Source organism: Streptomyces sp. NPDC031379 (assembly GCF_055569615.1).
In genome coordinates this window covers 1-17,772 of the sequence record NZ_JBVIIT010000014.1, presented here as the reverse complement: position 1 = coordinate 17,772, position 17,772 = coordinate 1, and the positions used below count along the sequence as shown (strand labels likewise).

Genomic DNA, 17,772 nt, shown 5'->3' with positions numbered 1-17,772 from the left:
CGGGTCAGCGCGCGGTGGCGGTGTGGACGTACTCCACGAGCCGGGTCAGCGCGTCCGGGTCGGTGTTCGGCATGACGCCGTGGCCGAGATTGAAGACGTGGCCCTCCAGACCGGCGGCCGCGTCCAGCACCTCGCGGGCCTTGGCCTCGACGGTGTCCTTGTCGGTGAACAGGACCGTCGGGTCGAGGTTGCCCTGGAGCGCCTTGCCGGGGCCGACCCGGCGCACGGCCTCGTCGAGCGGGACGCGCCAGTCGACGCCGACGACGTCCGCGCCGGCCTCGCCCATGAGGCCCAGCAGCTCACCGGTGCCGACGCCGAAGTGGATGCGCGGGACGCCGTACCCGGCGACGGCCTGGAAGACCTTCGCCGAGGCGGGCATGACCGACGTCCGGTAGTCGGCCGGGGCCAGGGCGCCCGCCCAGGAGTCGAAGAGCTGGACCGCGCTCGCGCCGGCCTCGATCTGCACCTTCAGGAAGGCGGCGGTGATGTCGGCGAGGCGGTCGAGCAGGTCGGCCCACAACTGGGGGTCGCCGTACATCATCGCCTTGGCGTTCTCGTACGTGCGGGAGGGGCCGCCCTCGACCAGATAGCTCGCGAGGGTGAACGGCGCGCCGGCGAAGCCGATCAGCGGGGTGGCGCCCAGCTCGCCGATGAGCAGGCCGATCGCCTCGGTGACGTAGGAGACGTCCTCGGGGGTCAGGTCGCGCAGCCGGGCCAGGTCGGCGCGGGTGCGGATCGGCTGCTCGACGACCGGGCCGATGCCGGGCTTGATGTCGAGGTCGATGCCGATGGCCTTGAGCGGGACGACGATGTCGCTGAAGTAGATCGCCGCGTCCACGTCGTGCCGGCGCACCGGCTGCAGGGTGATCTCGGTGACCAGCTCGGGCATCATGCAGGACTGGAGCATCGGAACGCCCTCGCGCACCTTGCGGTACTCGGGCAGGGAGCGGCCGGCCTGGCGCATGAACCACACGGGGGTGTGCGGTACCGCTTCGCGCCTGCACGCCTTGAGGAAGGCGCTGTCGTACGTCGCTGTCGGCTGCTGGCCCGAGGGGCTTCCGTTGGCACTCACGACGGCAAGTCTCGCACGCCCCGAAGCGGAGAAGTGCGGCCGCCCTCGGGGGTGTCCCTCCCTGCGTGCGGGCCCGGTTCCCCTTACTCTTCCCCGCATGGCTGCGGCTCAGGGACGACTGTCGGACGGCGCTGACGGAATGGACGACGCGGAGGACACCGCGCAGGGGCGGGCGGGGGGTGCGCTGCCGCCCGCGTTCCGTGCCGCGGTCGACGCGCTGCGGACCGCGCGGGTGCGGCCGCAGGTCGAGGTGGAGCCGACGCCCGCGCCGCAGCGGCTCGCCCCGCACGCGTACGCGCTGGAGGCCGTGGTGGTCGACGGCGAGCAGGAGCTGGCCGACGGGCGGCTGGTGCTGCTGCACGATCCGGCCGGACATGACGCCTGGCGGGGTACGTTCCGGCTGGTGACGCTGGTGCGCGCGGAGCTGGAGCCGGAGATGGCGGCCGATCCGCTGCTGCCCGAGGTGTGCTGGTCGTGGCTGACGGGCGCGCTGCAGGCGCGCGGGCTCGGCTACGGCGAGCCGAGCGGCACGATCACGCGCGCGAGTTCGCACTACTTCGGCGGGCTGGCGGACCGGCCGGCCGCCTCGCAGATCGAGATCCGTGCCTCCTGGACGCCCCGCGAGGGCATGGGCGGGGTGCCGGACACGGCCGCCCACCTGGCTTCCTGGTGCGATCTGCTGGCCCAGGTCGGCGGGCTGCCGCCGGCCGGTCCGGGCGACGCCTCCGTGGTCACCCTGCCGCAGCGCAGGGGCCCGCAGTCGCGGTGACCTGATCCCCGGCTGCCGCCACTTTCATCCTCACGGACGCCCTATTGACCATCTCTTTGTCGATACGGCCACTTTCTGTACCGGAATCGCATCCGCTCGAACCGACTCGATCTTCGGATGATCGATCGCGTGTCCGAATTGCACAGATTGTTACTCACTAGATCGTGATCATTCTCTAAAGGCGGACGAGTTTGCTGCCGAAGACGACTGTGACCTTGAAAGCACGTTTCGTCCCGGCTACCTCCCCACAAGCCGGCCCCGTCCCCCCACCCCAGGAGGCCTGGTGTCCGTTCTCCTCGAGCAGCCCGCAAGCCTGGTCGCCTACCGCCCGAACAAGCCGACCGCCATGGTGGTCGTGGCCGACCCGCGTGTCCGTTCCACCGTCACCCGCCATCTGTGGGCGCTCGGCGTGCGCGATGTCATCGAGGCCTCGTCCATCGCGGAGGCTCGTCCCCGCATCGGCAACCCGCGCGACATCTGTGTCGCCGACGTCCATCTGCCCGACGGCTCCGGCCTGACCCTGCTCTCCGAGACCCGCGCCGCGGGCTGGCCCAACGGCCTGGCCCTCTCCGCCGCCGACGACATCGGCGCGGTCCGCAACGCCCTGGCCGGAGGGGTCAAGGGCTACGTCGTCACCGGCACCCGCACCAACATCGGGCTCCCCGCCCGGCCCGGCGCCACTCCCCTCGGCGCCACCGCCCGTATGCACCGCCGCCCCCCGGGTGCCCCGAGCCACCCGGGTGGCTACCGAGAACTGTCCGGACGCGAGGTCGAGGTGCTGCGGCTGGTCGCGGAGGGCCAGTCCAACAAGGCGATCGGCGTCTCCATGGGCCTGTCCGCCCTCACCGTCAAGAGCCACCTGGCCCGCATCGCCCGCAAGCTGGGCACCGGCGACCGCGCGGGCATGGTGGCGGTGGCCCTGCGCACCGGGATCATCCACTGAGCACTGCCCATGCCCCCTTCGGGGGAACCGCCGGTTCCCTCGCATGAACGGAAGTTTCACCAGGCTGACTGGTTTACGACCCCCGGGCGCCCGTCGCCGGAACGTTCCGGCGACGGGCGCCGTCCACGCACGGATACCCTTGACAGGTGACCGACGCCCAAGACACCGCAGCAGACAGCTCCCTGCGCACCCACGGAGGCACGCCTCCGGACGACGCCGGATCTTCTGTGATGGGGGCGCCGACTCCACTGCTCGAACCCCGCGAGGGCATTCCGCCGGTGATCACCGACGAGGCCGCCCTAGCCAAGGCGATCTCCGCCTTCGCCGCCGGCTCCGGCCCCGTCGCCGTGGACGCCGAGCGCGCCTCCGGCTACCGCTACGGCCAGCGCGCCTACCTGGTGCAGCTGCGCCGCCAGGGCGCCGGCTCCGCGCTGATCGACCCCGTCGCCTGCCCCGACCTGTCCGGTCTCGGCGAGGCGCTGTCCGGCGTCGAGTGGGTGCTGCACGCGGCCACCCAGGACCTGCCGTGCCTGCGTGAGATAGGCATGGCCCCGACCCGGCTCTTCGACACCGAGCTGGCCGGCCGGCTCGCCGGCTTCCCCCGCGTCGGCCTCGGCGCCATGGTCGAGAACGTCCTCGGCTTCGTCCTGGAGAAGGGGCACTCCGCCGTCGACTGGTCCACCCGGCCGCTGCCCGAGCCCTGGCTGCGCTACGCGGCCCTCGACGTGGAACTCCTCGTCGACCTGCGGGACGCCCTGGAGAAGGAGCTGGACCGGCAGGGCAAGCTGGAGTGGGCCCTGCAGGAGTTCGACGCGATCGCGTCCGCGCCGCCGGCCGAGCCCCGCAAGGACCCCTGGCGCCGGACGTCCGGGATGCACAAGGTGCGGCGGCGCAGGCAGCTGGCCGTCGTACGGGAGCTGTGGGAGACCCGGGATCGCGTCGCGCAGCGGCGGGACGTGTCGCCGGGCAAGGTGCTGAGCGATGCGGCCATCGTCGAGGCGGCGCTCGCCCTGCCGTCCTCCGTGCATGCCCTCGCCGCGCTGAACGGGTTCGGGCACCGGACGGGGCGGCGGCAGCTGGAGCAGTGGCAGGCGGCCGTGGACCGGGCGAAGGCCCTTCCGGACACGGCGCTGCCGCAGCCCGGTCAGCAGGTGACCGGGCCGCCGCCGCCGCGTGCGTGGGCCGACAAGGACCCCGCGGCAGCGGCACGGTTGTCCGCTGCCCGGGCGGGGGTGTCGGCTCTTGCCGAGCAGCTCAACATGCCGCAGGAGAACCTGGTCTCCCCGGACACCGTGCGGCGGATCTGCTGGGAGCCGCCGGCCGCCGACGCGACGGCCGTGGGGGCCGCGCTCGCGGGGTTGGGTGCGCGGGCGTGGCAGGTCGAGCTGGTCACTCCCGTGCTGCTGAGCGCGCTGTCGACGAAGGGCGCCTGACCCTCGCCGAGAGTCCGTCACCTGGTCGCTTCGGCAGGAACGGCAGGGCCGTGCCCCGCCGTGACGATCTCCCCGTGGGCGCCGTAGGGGCCACGGAAGCGGAACAGGGACGTCGAATTCACGCCAAGGTCCGGCCGACGGCGTCGCCGTGCGCTGCCCGGCGGCGCTCGCCCACCGGCGGATCGCCCGGGTCGGCGGGGGCGGCGGCCCTGGGCCACACCGGCGTCCGCGCGGCGGCGTTCGGCGAGGCGGGGCGGGCGCCGAGGCCGGCCGGGGGCAGGTGGCGACCGACGGCGATCGTCCACGACCACGACGTCATGGCGGTGGCGGAGACGGGGCCGGGGACCCCGGCCGACGTGTCACGGTTTCGGGGCGGAGGCCGCCCGGACCCTGGTCGGGGTGATCATGGGAGAGGGCCCGGGGGCGCGTCCGGTGCCGACGCCGAGAGGGCCTCGGCGCCGCCGCGGTGAGGTCCTTACGGGACGATCCCGCGCAGGGTGCTTCCGTGTGACGTTCGCCGCTCCGGCCGCCGGGACTGGGCAGCTACGTTACTCATAAGTAGCATGGGTCCTGAGCGCGCGCTCAGCGCAACGCAGCAGTGCCATCCCGCACCCTGGAGGAGAGCCATCGTGCCTCGTACCGTCAGGGACGTCGTCTTCGTCGACGGCGTCCGCACCCCGTTCGGCAAGGCGGGCCCGAAGGGCATCTACCACGAGACCCGCGCCGACGACCTCGTCGTGAAGGCGATCCGGGAGCTGCTGCGCCGCAACCCCGGCCTGGACCCGAAGAAGATCGACGAGGTCGCCATCGCCGCGACCACGCAGATCGGTGACCAGGGCCTGACCATCGGCCGCACCGCCGGCATCCTGGCCGGTCTGCCGCAGTCCGTGCCGGGTTACTCCATCGACCGCATGTGCGCCGGCGCCCTGACCGCCGTCACCGCGGTCGCCGGTTCCGTCGCCTTCGGCGCGTACGACGTCGCCATCGCCGGCGGTGTCGAGCACATGGGCCGCCACCCGATGGGCGAGGGCGTGGACCCCAACCCGCGGTTCGTCAGCGAGAAGCTGGTCGACGAGTCGGCCCTGTTCATGGGCATGACGGCGGAGAACCTGCACGACCGCTACCCGCAGATCACCAAGCAGCGTGCCGACGAGTACGCGGTGCGCTCGCAGGAGAAGGCCGCCAAGGCGTACGCCAACGGCAAGATCCAGCAGGACCTGGTGCCGATCTCGGTGCGCCGGACCAACCCCGAGGGCGGCGAGACCGGCTGGGGCCTGGTCACCGCCGACGAGCCGATGCGCCCGGGTACGACCCTGGAGAGCCTCTCGGGTCTCAAGACGCCGTTCCGCGTGCACGGCCGGGTCACCGCCGGTAACGCGGCCGGTCTGAACGACGGCGCCACCGCGTCGGTCATCGCGAGCGAGGACTTCGCCCGCGAGAACAACCTGCCGGTCAAGATGCGCCTCGTCTCCTACTCCTTCGCGGGCGTGGAGCCGGAGGTCATGGGCTACGGCCCGATCCCGGCCACGGAGAAGGCCCTCGCCCAGGCGGGCCTGTCCATCTCCGACATCGGCCTGTTCGAGATCAACGAGGCCTTCGCCGTCCAGGTCCTGGCCTTCCTCGACCACTACGGCATCGCGGACGACGACGAGCGCGTCAACCAGTACGGCGGCGCGATCGCCTTCGGTCACCCGCTCGCCTCCTCCGGCGTCCGTCTGATGACGCAGCTGGCCCGCCAGTTCGAGGAGCAGCCGCAGGTCCGTTACGGCCTGACCACCATGTGCGTCGGCTTCGGCATGGGCGCGACGGTCATCTGGGAGAACCCGCACTTCGACGGAGGCGACAAGTGAGCACCACCGCTGAACTCCTGAAGGGCGCGGCCGAGCTGTTCCCGGACGAGGTCGTCACGCAGGCGCACGTACGCCACTTCGACCTGCCGTTCGGGGCCGGGCGCTTCGCCCTGATCACGCTGGACAACGGCCTGGACCACACCAAGCCGACCACCTTCGGCCCGCAGTCGCTGGCGAACCTCGACGCTGCCATCGACCAGGTCGAGAAGGAGGCGGCCGCGGGCACGATCGTCGGCGCCGGTGTCACCGGCAAGCCCTTCATCTTCGCCGTCGGCGCCGACCTCAAGGGCGTCGAGCTGCTGAAGAAGCACGAGGACGCGCTCGCCATCGGCAAGGGCGGCCACGAGGTCTTCAAGCGCCTCGCGGGCCTCGCGGTCCCGACCTTCGCCTACTACAACGGCGCGGCCATGGGCGGCGGCGTCGAGGTCGGCCTGCACTGCACCTACCGGACCGTCTCCAAGGCGATCCCGGCGTTCTCGCTGCCCGAGGTCTTCCTCGGTCTCGTCCCCGGCTGGGGCGGCTGCACGCTGCTGCCGAACCTGATCGGCGCCGACAAGGCCGTCTCGGTCGTCATCGAGAACTCCCTGAACCAGAACAAGCAGCTCAAGGGCAAGCAGGTCTTCGAGCTGGGCATCGCCGACGCCCTGTTCGAGGGTGCCGACTTCCTGGAGCAGTCGCTGATCTGGACCGCCCAGGTGCTCAAGGGCGACGTCGAGGTCGAGCGTCCGGTGATCGACCGCGGCGAGGCCTGGGACCAGGCCGTCGCCAAGGGCCGCTTCATCGCGGACTCCAAGGTGCACGGTGCGGCCCCGGCCGCCTACCGCGCCCTGGACATCATCGCGGCCGCCAAGAACGGCGACCTGCAGCAGGGTTACGACGCCGAGGACCAGGCGCTCGCCGACCTGATCATGGGCGGCGAACTGCGCTCCGGCATCTACGCGTTCAACCTGGTGCAGAAGCGCGGCAAGCGTCCCGCCGGCGCCCCGGACAAGAACCTGGCCCGCCCGGTCACCAAGGTCGGCGTCGTCGGCGCCGGTCTGATGGCCAGCCAGCTCGCCCTCCTCTTCCTGCGCCGCCTCGAGGTGCCGGTCGTGCTGACCGACATCGACCAGGAGCGGGTCGACAAGGGTGTGGGCTACGTCCACGCCGAGATCGACAAGCTGCTCGGCAAGGGCCGCATCAACCAGGACAAGGCCAACCGCCTCAAGGCGCTGGTGACCGGTGTCCTGGACAAGGCGGCGGGCTTCGCGGACGCGGACTTCATCATCGAGGCCGTGTTCGAGGAGATCGGTGTCAAGCAGCAGGTGTTCGCGGAGGTCGAGGCGGTCGCCCCGGCGCACGCGATCCTCGCCACCAACACCTCGTCGCTGTCGGTGACGGAGATGGCGTCGAAGCTCAAGAACCCCGAGCGGGTCGTGGGCTTCCACTTCTTCAACCCGGTCGCGATCCTGCCGCTGCTGGAGATCGTCCGCGGCGAGAAGACCGACGACGCGTCCCTCGCGACCGCGTTCGCCGTCGCCAAGAAGCTGAAGAAGACCGCGGTCCTCACCAAGGACGCCCCGGCGTTCGTCGTGAACCGCATCCTGACCCGCTTCATGGGCGAGATCCAGAACGTCATCGACGAGGGCACCCCGGTCGAGGTCGCCGAGAAGGCCATCGAGCCGCTCGGTCTGCCGATGTCCCCGCTGGTGCTGCTGGAGCTGGTCGGTCCCGCGATCGGTCTGCACGTCTCGGAGACCCTCAACCGGGCCTTCCCGGACCGCTTCACGGTCTCCCCGAACCTCGCCGCCGTCGTCAAGGCGGGCAAGCGCGGCTTCTACGTCTACGACAGCGGCAAGCCGGAGCTGGACCCGGAGGTCGCCGCGCTGCTCAAGCAGGGCGATGTCGTCCTGACCGAGGAGCAGGTGCGGGCGCGGGTGCTCGACGCGGTGGCGCAGGAGATCGGGCTCATGCTCGACGAGGGCGTCGTCGCCGAGGCCCAGGACATCGACCTGTGCCTCATCACGGGCGCCGGCTGGCCCTTCCACCTGGGCGGCATCACGCCGTACCTGGACCGCGAGGGCGTCTCGGAGCGCGTGAACGGCAAGAAGTTCCTGGCTCCGGGCGTGGCGAGCGTCCCGGCGTAGTGCGCTGACGCGTACGGAGAGGGCCCCCGCCTCGGCGGGGGCCCTTTCCGTGTGTGCGGGTGGCGCGTCAGTAGGTCCCGCCGAAGTAGGCGGTCGCCGCCCCGGCGGCGGCGGTGCCCATCACGGTGAACGGCACCTGGGTGACGGGTGTTTCGGCGCCCGAGGCGTCCACGCCGAAGACGTCCACGACGTGCACGCCGTCCGACCATGCCCAGCCGGACTCCCACGCCCAGCTGCCGTCGGCGGCGACCGCGGCACCGCCCAGCAGTACGCCGTTCTCGCGGAAGCCCACCTGGGTGGCGCCCGGTGCGGTGCCCCTGAACACCACGCGCGCGTCCAGCATCTGCTCGTGCGCGACGGGTTCGAGCACCGCGGGTGCCGTGCTCGGTCCGACGGTCGAGACGAAGGGCGTCGCGGCGCCCGCCGGGGACGGGACCGGGCCGGGAGTCGCGCCCTTCGTGGCGGCGTCGACCGCCACGAAGTGCACCTCGGTCCGCTCGGTCTGATAGCCCGTCGCGTCCACCGCGTAGACCTTGACGGGATGCCGGCCCGTGCTCCAGGCCCTGCCCAGCTCCCAGGACCAGGTGCCGTCGGCGGCGACATCGGTCTGGCCCAGGTACCTGCCGTGCTCCCAGACGATCACGCGCACGGCACCCGGAGCGTGGCCGGTGAACCGTACGGCGTCCTTGCGGACCTCCTCCTGGAACGCCGGCGCGGTCACCACCGGCGCCGGGAACTCCGCTCCTCTGACGACGGAGGTGGAGTCGAGGTACGAGGTGATGGCCGACCCGTCGCGGTCGGGTTCCTCGTAGCCGTTGCGGACGAAGCCGAAGCGCGGCGGCATACCGTCCGCCAGCAGGTTCACGATGCCCATGAGGGCGGGGACGTTGCGCCGGGTGACCTGGGTGTGGTCGGTGATGAACGGCGATTCGCTGTAGATGAAGTTGAAGTTCTCGTACCGCTGGAAGAGACCGAGGAAGGGCTCGACCTGTTCCCGGTACTGCTCGTCCTGGGGGGAGGAGAGCAGGTAGATGTTGGCGGTGCGGTTGGTCTCGGAACGGACCAGGTCCGGCAGGATCGCGTCGACGGCCCGCACGTTCTCCTCCGGCACGTCCTCGCCGAGCATGAAGGCCGCCACCTTGGGGTGGACCCGCTGCACGTACGACCCGATCAGGAACTGCGGGACGATGGAGACGATGTTCCGGAAGCCGTAGCGCAGCCCGAAGTACAGGGCCGCGCTGCCGCCCTTGGAGCCGCCCCACATGGTGACGTCGTCCGGGGTGAGGGAGAGGGCCTTCATCACGTTGAAGATCAGCGTGGCGACGGAACTCTCCAGGGAGAAGTCCATTCCCTCGCACAGGTAGTAGCTGTTCATCCCGTGGAAGCGGTCGCGGATCCACAGGACGTTGGCGCGCACGCTGTCGAAGACGCCGTTCGACCAGCCGTAGTCGTTGGGCGCCGAGAAGTTGGCGAAGACGACGACGAGGTGCCGGTTGCCGTTCTTGGCGTGGGCGAAGCGGTACTCGACGGGGAACGTCCCGGAGGCTTCGATTCCCGTGAGCAGCTGCCGCCCGGTCGGGGCTGCTTTGGACATGTGCGGACTCCACTCTCATCTGCTGGGGCTCGGGCGGGCTGTGTCGGACCTCCCGTGGTGACGGCGGGACGTCAGTAGTGCGTCTGGGCCGTTCCGGCCGAGGCGTTCAGGACGGTGAAGAACGTGGGGGTCGCCGTGGACTCGGCCCCGGCCGCGTCCACGGCGAAGACCTCCACCATGTGCGTCCCCGCGGGCCAGGGGCCGCCCGGGTCCCAGGACCAGCCGCCGTCCGGGGCCACCGCGGTGGCCCCCAGCAGGTTCCCGCTCTCCCGGAAGCCGATCCGGGCGGCACCCGGCGCGACCCCCGCGAAGACCACCGTGCCCTCCGGCACCTGCTGGTGCCCGCCCGGCGACCGGACCACCGGCGCCATGGGCCCGGTCTGCTGGGAGACGGTGAACCGGACGTCGGTGCGCTCGGACTGGTAGCCGTTCGGATCCACGGCGAAGAGCCGGACCAGATGCGCTCCGGCGCCCCACTGCCGCTGCGGATCCCAGGCCCAGGCGCCGTCGGCACCGACCGGCGCCGACGCCAGGTACTTGCCGTTCTCCCAGATGCTGACGCGGACCGCACCCGGAGCCCAGCCCGCGAAGCGGACGGCTCCGGCGGGCACCTTGGCCTGCGCCACGGGCATGGTCACCGACGGCGGGGCGAACGAGTTCTGCACCACGGACGTGGAGCTGAGGAAGGTCTCGATGCCCGACCTGTCGGCGTCGGGCTGCTCGTACCCGTGGCGGACGACGCCGAGCCGCGGGGCGATGCCCTCGACGAGCAGGTAGGCGATGCCCAGGAGAGGCGGGGTGTTGCGCTGGGTCACCTTCCCGTGCCCGGTGATGAACGGGGATTCGCTGAAGAGGAAGTTGAAGTTCGGGTAGCGCTGCAGCAGTCCCAGGAACGGCTCGACCTGGGAGGCGTACTGCTCGTCCTGCGGGGAGGACACCAGGTAGATGTGCGCGTCCGGGTTCGCCCCGGCGCTCAGCAGGTCCGGCAGGATCGCGTCGAGGGCGGCCACGTCGTCGTCGGACATCGCCTCGCCCAGCATGTGCCGGCCGGTGTCCGGATAGACGTCTCGGACGAACGTGCCGATCCGGAGCTGGGGAACGCTGGCGACGATGTTCCGGAAGCCGTAGCGCAGCCCGAAGTACAGGGCCGCGCTGGCGCCCTTCGAACTGCCCCACAGCGTGACGTCGTCCGGGGTCAGCCCGAGGGACTCCATGACCCGCGAGACGAGCCCGATGACGGACCTCTCCACGGAGAAGTCCATCCCCTTGCACAGGTAGTAGGTGTTCCCGCCGTCGAACCGGTCCCGGATCCACAGGACGTTCGACCGCAGTCCGTCCAGGACCCCGGTGGCCCAGCCGTAGTCGTCCGGGGCGAAGATGTTGGCGAAGACGACCGTGAGATGCCGATTGCCGTTCCGCGCATGGGCGAAGCGGTACTCGACCGGACACCCACCGGAGGCATCGATCCCCGTGACAACCGGCCGCCCCTTCGCGGCTGCTTCAGACATGGTGCGAATCCACTTTCCTAGGATGCTTCGGGGTCGGGCGGCGGCCGTACCGCGGTCGGCACGACGGTTCGTCGCCGCCGTGGCGGCGCTGCTGGCGATCGTGGGGCTCGTGGTGGTCGCGCACCGGACCGGCCGGCCCCGGTCGCTGACCGTGGCCACCTGGAACATGTGCGGCGTCCGGCAGTGGAACTGCGCGGCCACCGGTGGCCCGGGTGCCAAGGAGGCCGAGGTGAAGCGGCTCGCCGCACACTCCGGCGTCCGGATGTTCTTCCTCCAGGAGGTCTGCGCCGGTGATCTGCGCACGGTGCGCGCGGACCTCGGGGCGTCCTGGCACAGCGTGTTCCGGGCCTACACCTGGCGCGGCGCCACGGGGCGTACGACCACGGTGCCCTGTGCCGGAGCCGGGCAGGGTGCCGCCGGTGTCGCGCTGCTCTCGGCGTACCGGCTGTCCGCCGTCGCCCCGGTGGCGTCGCGGCAGCCCTCCGTGGGACTGCGGCGCGGCATCCTGTGCGCCACGGTCGCGGACCACGGCGTCCGGGCGTGCACCGCTCATCTCAGCCGGCCCGGGGACGACCGCGCCCACCCGCACTGGGAGCTCCGCGACGACCAGTTGAAGGCGCTGGCGGCGGCGGTGCCGCAGCGCACCGTGTACGGCGGTGACTTCAATGTCGATCCGCCGGGGCCGCGCGACCCCGCCTCGTGGGTGTGGCCGGCCGGGCCCTACGGCGCCCAGCGGGAGTGCGATCAGACGTCCGCGTCGTCCCGCTCCGCCCGGGCCACGCATGTCTCGGGACACAAGATCGACTACCTGTTCACCGACCTCCGGCGCCTCGGCTGCTCGGTCGTCCGTACCGGCGCGTCCGACCACTACGCCCTGCTCGTCCGGGTCCGGACGCGCTGAGGGATGGCCGGCCCGGCGGGCGCGGGCGGGCGCCGGGCCGCCGTGGGCGACGGGCGCCTGCGGCTGGTTCACCGGCGCGGTCATGGCTGCCGGCAGTTGTTCGCCGTGGCGCGGACCGGCATCACACGACCACGCCCTCGTGCGCCCGGCCGTCCGGGGAGGCCGCGGCCGCCGGGTACTGCCTCGCCGGTGCGGTGCGGGCGTCGGGGCGGGGCTGTCCGGGCATCGCGTCCATCAGGCGGGCGGCGCCCTGGTGAGGCTGGTGCACGAGGCGCTGCTGGGGGGTGAACCAGTTCTGGTTGTTCCACTGGATCGGGGTGAGTTCCCGCACCGCGGGACGTGTGTCGACGGTGCCGACCGCCGGGGCGTTCGCGTCCCCGGGCGCGAGGTCACCGCCCGCGACGAGCATGCGGTCGGCGAGCCGCGCGGACGCGTATCCGTCGTCCAGGTCGCAGAACTCCTGCTGGAACCAGCGGTAGCGCTCGGCGTAGGTGTCCTGGATGCGGTCGATGCCACGGATCGCCGTCACCAGGTCCTCGGAGGTGTACACCAGGGGACCCGGCGCGCTCTGCTCGAAGTCGAAGTAGAAGCCGCGGAGCGTGTCCCTGTAGTGGTTCAGGTCGTACGTGAAGAACAGGATCGGACGGCCGGTGGTGACGTAGTCGAACATCAGCGACGAGTAGTCCGTGATCATCACGTCGGTGATCAGGGACAGGTCGGCCATGTCCGGGTAGTCGGAGACGTCGAAGACGAAACCGTCGCCGGCCCCCGGTACCGGGTCCACCACGTTCGGATGACGGCGGACCAGGAGGACGTGGTCGGCTGCCAGACGGGCGCGCGCGTCGTCGAGGTCGACACGGAAGTCGAGCTTGTACTTGCCCGGTGCGTAGTACTGGTCGTCGCGCCAGGTCGGCGCGTACAGCACCACGCGCTTGCCCTCGGGCAGGCCGATGCGCCGCCGGATCTCCCGCTCCCGCTCCTCCGTGCCGGGGACGCGCAGGATGTCGTTGCGCGGGTAGCCGCTCTCCACCATCTCCCCCGGGAAGCCGAAGGCCCGCTTGAGGATCGGGGTGGAGAAGCTGTTGGGCGAGACGAGCATGTCCCAGTTCTGCACCTCCTTCTCGACCCGCTCCAGGTAGCGCTGGTCGGCGAAGTGGATCGCCTCGATGTCGTGGCCGATCTTCTTCAGCGGGGTTCCGTGCCAGGTCTGCACGACGACCTGCCCGTCCCGCTTCTGGAACCAGTCGGGAAGGTGGTTGTTGGCGACGACGTACCGGCTCGTGGCGAGGGCGTCGTACCACTCGGGCGACCACATGCGCACCGGTCTCGCCGTGGCCGGCACCTGGACCTGGTCGTCCCGTACGACCCACAGGTGTTCGAGGTCGGCACCGCGGCGCACCAGTTCCTCGTGCAGGGCCCGCGGGCTGTCGGAGTACTGCGTTCCCTTGAAGGCGTCGAAGAGGACCGCGGGACGCACCTGCTTGCGGCGGGCATCCGGGTAGGCCTTGGTGCGCAGCTGCTTCTGGCGGTAGGGGCCGCGGGCGTGGTCGGGCATGGCGGAGTGGACCAGCAGGGACAGCCGGTCGTACGCCTCCGCCTGGAGTTCGTAACGGCGCTCGCTGCGCTCGTACTCCTGCGGGAAGGCGCCGACGAGGTCCTGGTGGAGCTTGACCATCAGGTCCTCGAGCCGCTCTTCGCGGGCGACCGCCGAGAGGTCCTGGCGCCGCAGGAAGAAGTCCCAGCGGCCGGCCGCGAGCGGGATCTCGCCGGCGAGCGTACGCATGGCGGCGGGGGTGAGCACACAGGTGAACCGGGTGCCGTTCCAGGCCAGCGGGACGCTGCGTTCCGCGCCGTGCGCACGCGAGCGCACCACCAGGTGCGCGGTCCGGTACTCCTCGGGGGTCAGGCGGTCGGCGCTGTCGTACCGGCCCTCGATCTCCAGCGAGCCGTCCTCCCGCCATGCCACCTGCGTGGCGATCGGCAGGGCCGCGCGCTCGAAGAGCACGAGGTAGCCGGAGCCGTTGCGGTGGACCACGACTTCCCGGTCGCCCTCCCGGGTCTGCAGCGCGGGGGGCATGCGGTAGAAGCCGTCAGCGGTGTCCTCCGCCATGACCGGGTAGATGGCCGCCTTGCGGCCCTCGACGTGGAACGTGGTCTTCCAGCCGTTGCTGCCCATGCTCCAGGACTGGGGGATGTCCACGCCCCCCTCGGTGTCGGCCCGGAACGCGGGGACCAGGGAGCGCAGCGGGAGCCTGGCCGCGAAGGTGCACCAGCCCTCGCCGCCCGGTGTGAACCACACGCGGCCGTCGTGCCGTCCGGCACCGTTCATGCTGGTCACCCGGAGCTTGCCCCACTCAGGCACCTTGGGGCCGAGGTAGACACCGCGCAGCTCCAGCTGGTCCCCGACGAGACGGTGGCCGGTGATCCGGCAGCGCACGACCTCCACCCGCAGCTTGAGCCGGTCCTGCAGGAACAGCGGAAGGATGCGGGTGTTCTTGTCGACATACCGGTACGGCGGATTGGCCGCGCTGCCCGCGCCGCCCCGGCTGACGCCCCGGTAGCGGAACAGCCCGCGGCTGAGGACGCCGGCCGCGACGTCCCAGGTGCCCTCGACCCACTTGCCCTTCTGCTTCAGCCGTGTCGTGTCGATCCGGGTCTCGAAACCGGCCCAGTCGTAGCAGTAACGATTCTGCGCAGAGTTCTCGGTGGCCTGCGGCGCATACGTGGTCTTCGCCGGGGTGATCAGCATCCGCCCCTGCTTCTTGTTCCGCAGGGCGATCGCCTTCACCGACATGTGCTTCTTGTGCACGTTGATGAAGCGGACGTACGCGGTGCCGTCGAGGGTGAGCACGTCGGAGTCCGCGCTCCAGCGGGCGCCGGTCAGTGCGCCGTGCAGGGAGAACTCCTTGTCCAGCCGGTACGCCTTCTTGTCGAGGCCGACCTCCCGGTCCCCGAGGTAGGGGTACTTCAGGTAGCGGTGGAACCGCCGGTGCACGGGCAGCGGGCCACCGCGGCGCTCGAACTCGATGACGTCGAGCAGCTCGGCCAGCCGCCCTTGCCACACCAGGAGCCACTTGACCCGGGCGTCCGCGGGCAGTTCGTCGATGATGGTGAGGTCCACCTCGTCGAGGAACTCCCTGGCCCACTGCATGAACGACTGCCGGTACTCCTCGTCGGCGTCCGGCAGCACCTTCAGATGCAGCATCAGGTCGGACTTCAGGCAGGCGAGGTCGTACTTGCGCTTGCTGTCCCCGTACTGCGAGGGCCCTTCGGCGAGGAAGCGGCTGACCGACTGCACGGCCGTGACGCGGTCGCGCAGGTTCGACAGCTCGGTGTAGCGCTGGGTGATGGAGGGGGCGGCTCCGCCTTCCCGGCGGCGCCAGTAGTAGATCACGTCCGTGATGACGTCGACCTTGTCGGCACGGAAGTGGGCGTACATGTTGACCCAGGAGTCCTCGTACATGACGCCCTCGGGGAACCGGATGGAGTGGTGGTCCCAGAAGGACCGCCGGAACACCTTGTTCCAGACGGTGCGGTCGTAGATCAGCGCGTCGAACCGGGTGATGTGGGTGCCGCGCCGGTTCTTCTGCATCGGGCCTTTGTGCAGCGGCGACTGCCACTTCTTGGTGGAGTTCATCATCTGCACGTTGCCGGAGACGAAGTCCGAGTCGGATTCGCTCAGGGTGCGCACCAGCAACTCGTAGGCGTACTCCGGAATGACGTCGTCGCCGTCCACGAACGCGAGGAACTCCGCGCGTGGATGCAGGGATCGCAGTCCGGCGTTACGGGCGTGCCCCGGGCCGTGTGCGTGCTGGCGGATCAGCTTGAAGCGCGGGTCGGCGGCGCAGTAGTCGGCCGCGATGCGGAGGGAACCGTCGGTGGAGCCGTCGTCGACGAGCACCACCTCGAAGTCGCGGAAGGACTGACGCGCGATCGACTCAAGGCATTCGGCCAGGTAGAGCTCGACGTCCTGAAAAGGAACGACAATACTCAGACGCGGATGATCCGCCAACTTGCACTCCTACCCGAACAATTCGCCCATCGAGACAACGACCAGTCCCGTGCTGGACGTCCACCCCCAATGCGGCGCACTCGGCCGGCCCCCTTGCCGGCCCTGCAGCACCGTCCCCTGACGACCGCGGTAGGCCCCCCTCAGCCGCAGTTCACAGGTCCGCCACATCTTATTTCACTCTTACCTGTGGTCAAGACTTGTTCATGTGCCATTCATCTCCCCCCTTCGCCATCGCCACCCACTCCTCAAATGGCCTGTTCGCGATGCCTATAGTTCTCCCACTGCATCGATCAGCATCTGCGGGCCGGCCTCCCCCCACCCGGGCCCCGACCCTCCGCATCGCGGAGCCCGTGAGGAGAGGAACCGAAGGCGATGACGCACAGCGCCACCACCGAGCCCCGGCGTGACCGCCGGGCCCCGTCCAGCGGGGGGCGGCGCCGGCCTGAGCGCGGCAAAAGACGCTGGGGCCGAATCGTGCTGCTGTCCGTCCTGGTCGTCGTGCTGGCGGCGGGCGGCGTCGGCTACTGGCTCTACCGCGACCTCGACAACAACATCAAGGGCGTCGACATCGACAAGGCGATCGGTGACGACCGCCCGGAGAAGCTGCCGACCTCGGGCCAGAACATCCTGATCCTGGGCTCCGACTCGCGCGCCGGCGCCAACGCCGCGCTGAAGACGGGCAACGTCTCCGGAGCGCGCTCCGACACCGCGCTGGTGATGCACATACCCGAGGGCCGTCAGAAGGCCGTCGCCATCAGCATCCCGCGCGACACCCTGGTGACCCGGCCGGAGTGCACGAAGTCGGACGGCACCGAGGTGGCCTCCGCGAAGCGTGTGATGTTCAACTCCATCTACTCGCAGGTGGGTCCGCCCTGCGTGGTCAAGACCGTGGAACAGATCTCCGGGGTCCGCATGGACCACTACGTCGAGATCGACTTCTCCGGCTTCAAGGGACTGGTGGACGCGATCGGCGGGGTGAGCGTCAAGGTCGACCAGAACATCCACGACTCCTCCAGCGGCCTGGACCTGACCGCCGGCACGCACCGGCTCGACGGCACGCAGGCGTTGCAGTTCGTCCGCACCCGGCACGGCATCGGAGACGGCAGCGACCTCGGCCGTATCGGACTGCAGCAGCAGTTCATGATCGCCCTGCTCTCCGAGATCAAGAAGCAGGACCTGCTGGGCAGCCCCACCAAGACCTACAAGATCGCCGACGAGCTGACCGCCGCGCTCACCACCGACTCCGAACTCGCCTCCCTCACCAAGCTGGCGGAGTTCGGCCGCAGTCTGAACGGCGTGGACCCGGCCTCCATGGAAACGATCATGCTGCCGGTGGCGTACGACAAGGTCGATCCCAACCGGGTCGTGGCGGCGGAGCCGCAGGCGACGCAGCTGTGGAAGGCGGTCCGCTCGGACGACACGATCCCCGAGTCCGCGAAGAAGTCGCCCGCGAAGGGCGGTTGAGGTCCGGGGGTGGGGGGGGGGGGGGGGGGGGGGGGGGGGGGGGGGGGGGGGGGGGGGGGGGGGGGGGGGGGGGGGGGGGGGGGGGGGGGGGGGGGGGGGG

12 protein-coding genes are annotated in these 17,772 nt (G+C 70.8%); 7 read left to right on the top strand and 5 right to left on the bottom strand.

Annotated elements, in window-relative coordinates; translation table 11 throughout:
* Positions 1 to 4 precede the first annotated feature (4 nt).
* A complete protein-coding gene (gene hemE, locus ACZ5CW_RS20950) occupies positions 5 to 1,072 on the bottom strand; it encodes a uroporphyrinogen decarboxylase (protein ID WP_468603434.1) in 1,068 nt (355 codons plus the stop codon).
* 97 nt (positions 1,073 to 1,169) lie between these two features.
* Between hemE and ACZ5CW_RS20945 the strand changes: the two genes are divergently transcribed.
* From ACZ5CW_RS20945 to ACZ5CW_RS20935, 3 genes are all read left to right on the top strand, one after another.
* A complete protein-coding gene (locus tag ACZ5CW_RS20945; protein ID WP_468603432.1) occupies positions 1,170 to 1,841 on the top strand; it encodes a DUF3000 domain-containing protein in 672 nt (223 codons plus the stop codon).
* Positions 1,842 to 2,124: 283 nt separating this feature from the next.
* Positions 2,125 to 2,784 (top strand): helix-turn-helix transcriptional regulator, encoded by a 660-nt coding sequence (locus ACZ5CW_RS20940; protein ID WP_468603430.1) that lies wholly within the window; start codon positions 2,125 to 2,127, stop codon positions 2,782 to 2,784.
* Positions 2,785 to 2,930: 146 nt separating this feature from the next.
* Positions 2,931 to 4,217 carry a ribonuclease D gene (locus ACZ5CW_RS20935; protein ID WP_468603428.1) on the top strand — a complete coding sequence of 429 codons (1,287 nt, stop codon included), beginning with the start codon at positions 2,931 to 2,933 and terminating at the stop codon, positions 4,215 to 4,217.
* Between the two features lie 118 nt (positions 4,218 to 4,335).
* Here the strand turns inward: ACZ5CW_RS20935 and ACZ5CW_RS20930 are convergent, their stop codons facing one another.
* Complete coding sequence (locus ACZ5CW_RS20930; RefSeq protein ID WP_468603426.1) at positions 4,336 to 4,536, bottom strand: hypothetical protein; 201 nt, start codon at positions 4,534 to 4,536, stop codon at positions 4,336 to 4,338.
* A gap of 310 nt (positions 4,537 to 4,846) precedes the next feature.
* Here ACZ5CW_RS20930 and ACZ5CW_RS20925 point away from each other — a divergent pair, with 310 nt between their 5' ends.
* Both ACZ5CW_RS20925 and ACZ5CW_RS20920 read left to right on the top strand, forming a co-directional pair.
* Complete coding sequence (locus ACZ5CW_RS20925) at positions 4,847 to 6,067, top strand: thiolase family protein (protein ID WP_468603424.1); 1,221 nt, start codon at positions 4,847 to 4,849, stop codon at positions 6,065 to 6,067.
* Positions 6,064 to 8,193: a 3-hydroxyacyl-CoA dehydrogenase NAD-binding domain-containing protein gene (locus ACZ5CW_RS20920; RefSeq protein ID WP_468603422.1), complete on the top strand. Its 2,130-nt coding sequence runs from the start codon at positions 6,064 to 6,066 to the stop codon at positions 8,191 to 8,193. Before ACZ5CW_RS20925 ends, ACZ5CW_RS20920 begins: the two co-directional genes overlap by 4 nt.
* Positions 8,194 to 8,260: 67 nt before the next feature.
* Here the strand turns inward: ACZ5CW_RS20920 and ACZ5CW_RS20915 are convergent, their stop codons facing one another.
* The gene (locus ACZ5CW_RS20915; RefSeq protein ID WP_468603420.1) at positions 8,261 to 9,787 is read right to left on the bottom strand and encodes a hypothetical protein; all 1,527 of its coding nucleotides are present in this window, start codon (positions 9,785 to 9,787) and stop codon (positions 8,261 to 8,263) included.
* 71 nt (positions 9,788 to 9,858) lie between these two features.
* Positions 9,859 to 11,295, bottom strand: a complete 1,437-nt coding sequence (locus tag ACZ5CW_RS20910) for a hypothetical protein (RefSeq protein WP_468603418.1) — start codon at positions 11,293 to 11,295, stop codon at positions 9,859 to 9,861.
* 22 nt (positions 11,296 to 11,317) lie between these two features.
* On the opposite strand from ACZ5CW_RS20910, the gene ACZ5CW_RS20905 reads away from it, so the two are divergent.
* Positions 11,318 to 12,196 (top strand): endonuclease/exonuclease/phosphatase family protein, encoded by an 879-nt coding sequence (locus tag ACZ5CW_RS20905; RefSeq protein WP_468603416.1) that lies wholly within the window; start codon positions 11,318 to 11,320, stop codon positions 12,194 to 12,196.
* A gap of 121 nt (positions 12,197 to 12,317) precedes the next feature.
* Here ACZ5CW_RS20905 and ACZ5CW_RS20900 read toward each other — a convergent pair whose 3' ends face one another.
* Complete coding sequence (locus ACZ5CW_RS20900; protein ID WP_468603414.1) at positions 12,318 to 16,208, bottom strand: bifunctional glycosyltransferase/CDP-glycerol:glycerophosphate glycerophosphotransferase; 3,891 nt, start codon at positions 16,206 to 16,208, stop codon at positions 12,318 to 12,320.
* A 372-nt stretch (positions 16,209 to 16,580) separates the two neighbouring features.
* Between ACZ5CW_RS20900 and ACZ5CW_RS20895 the strand changes: the two genes are divergently transcribed.
* Positions 16,581 to 17,672 (top strand): LCP family protein, encoded by a 1,092-nt coding sequence (locus tag ACZ5CW_RS20895; RefSeq protein WP_468603412.1) that lies wholly within the window; start codon positions 16,581 to 16,583, stop codon positions 17,670 to 17,672.
* The last annotated feature ends 100 nt before the right edge of the window (positions 17,673 to 17,772 follow it).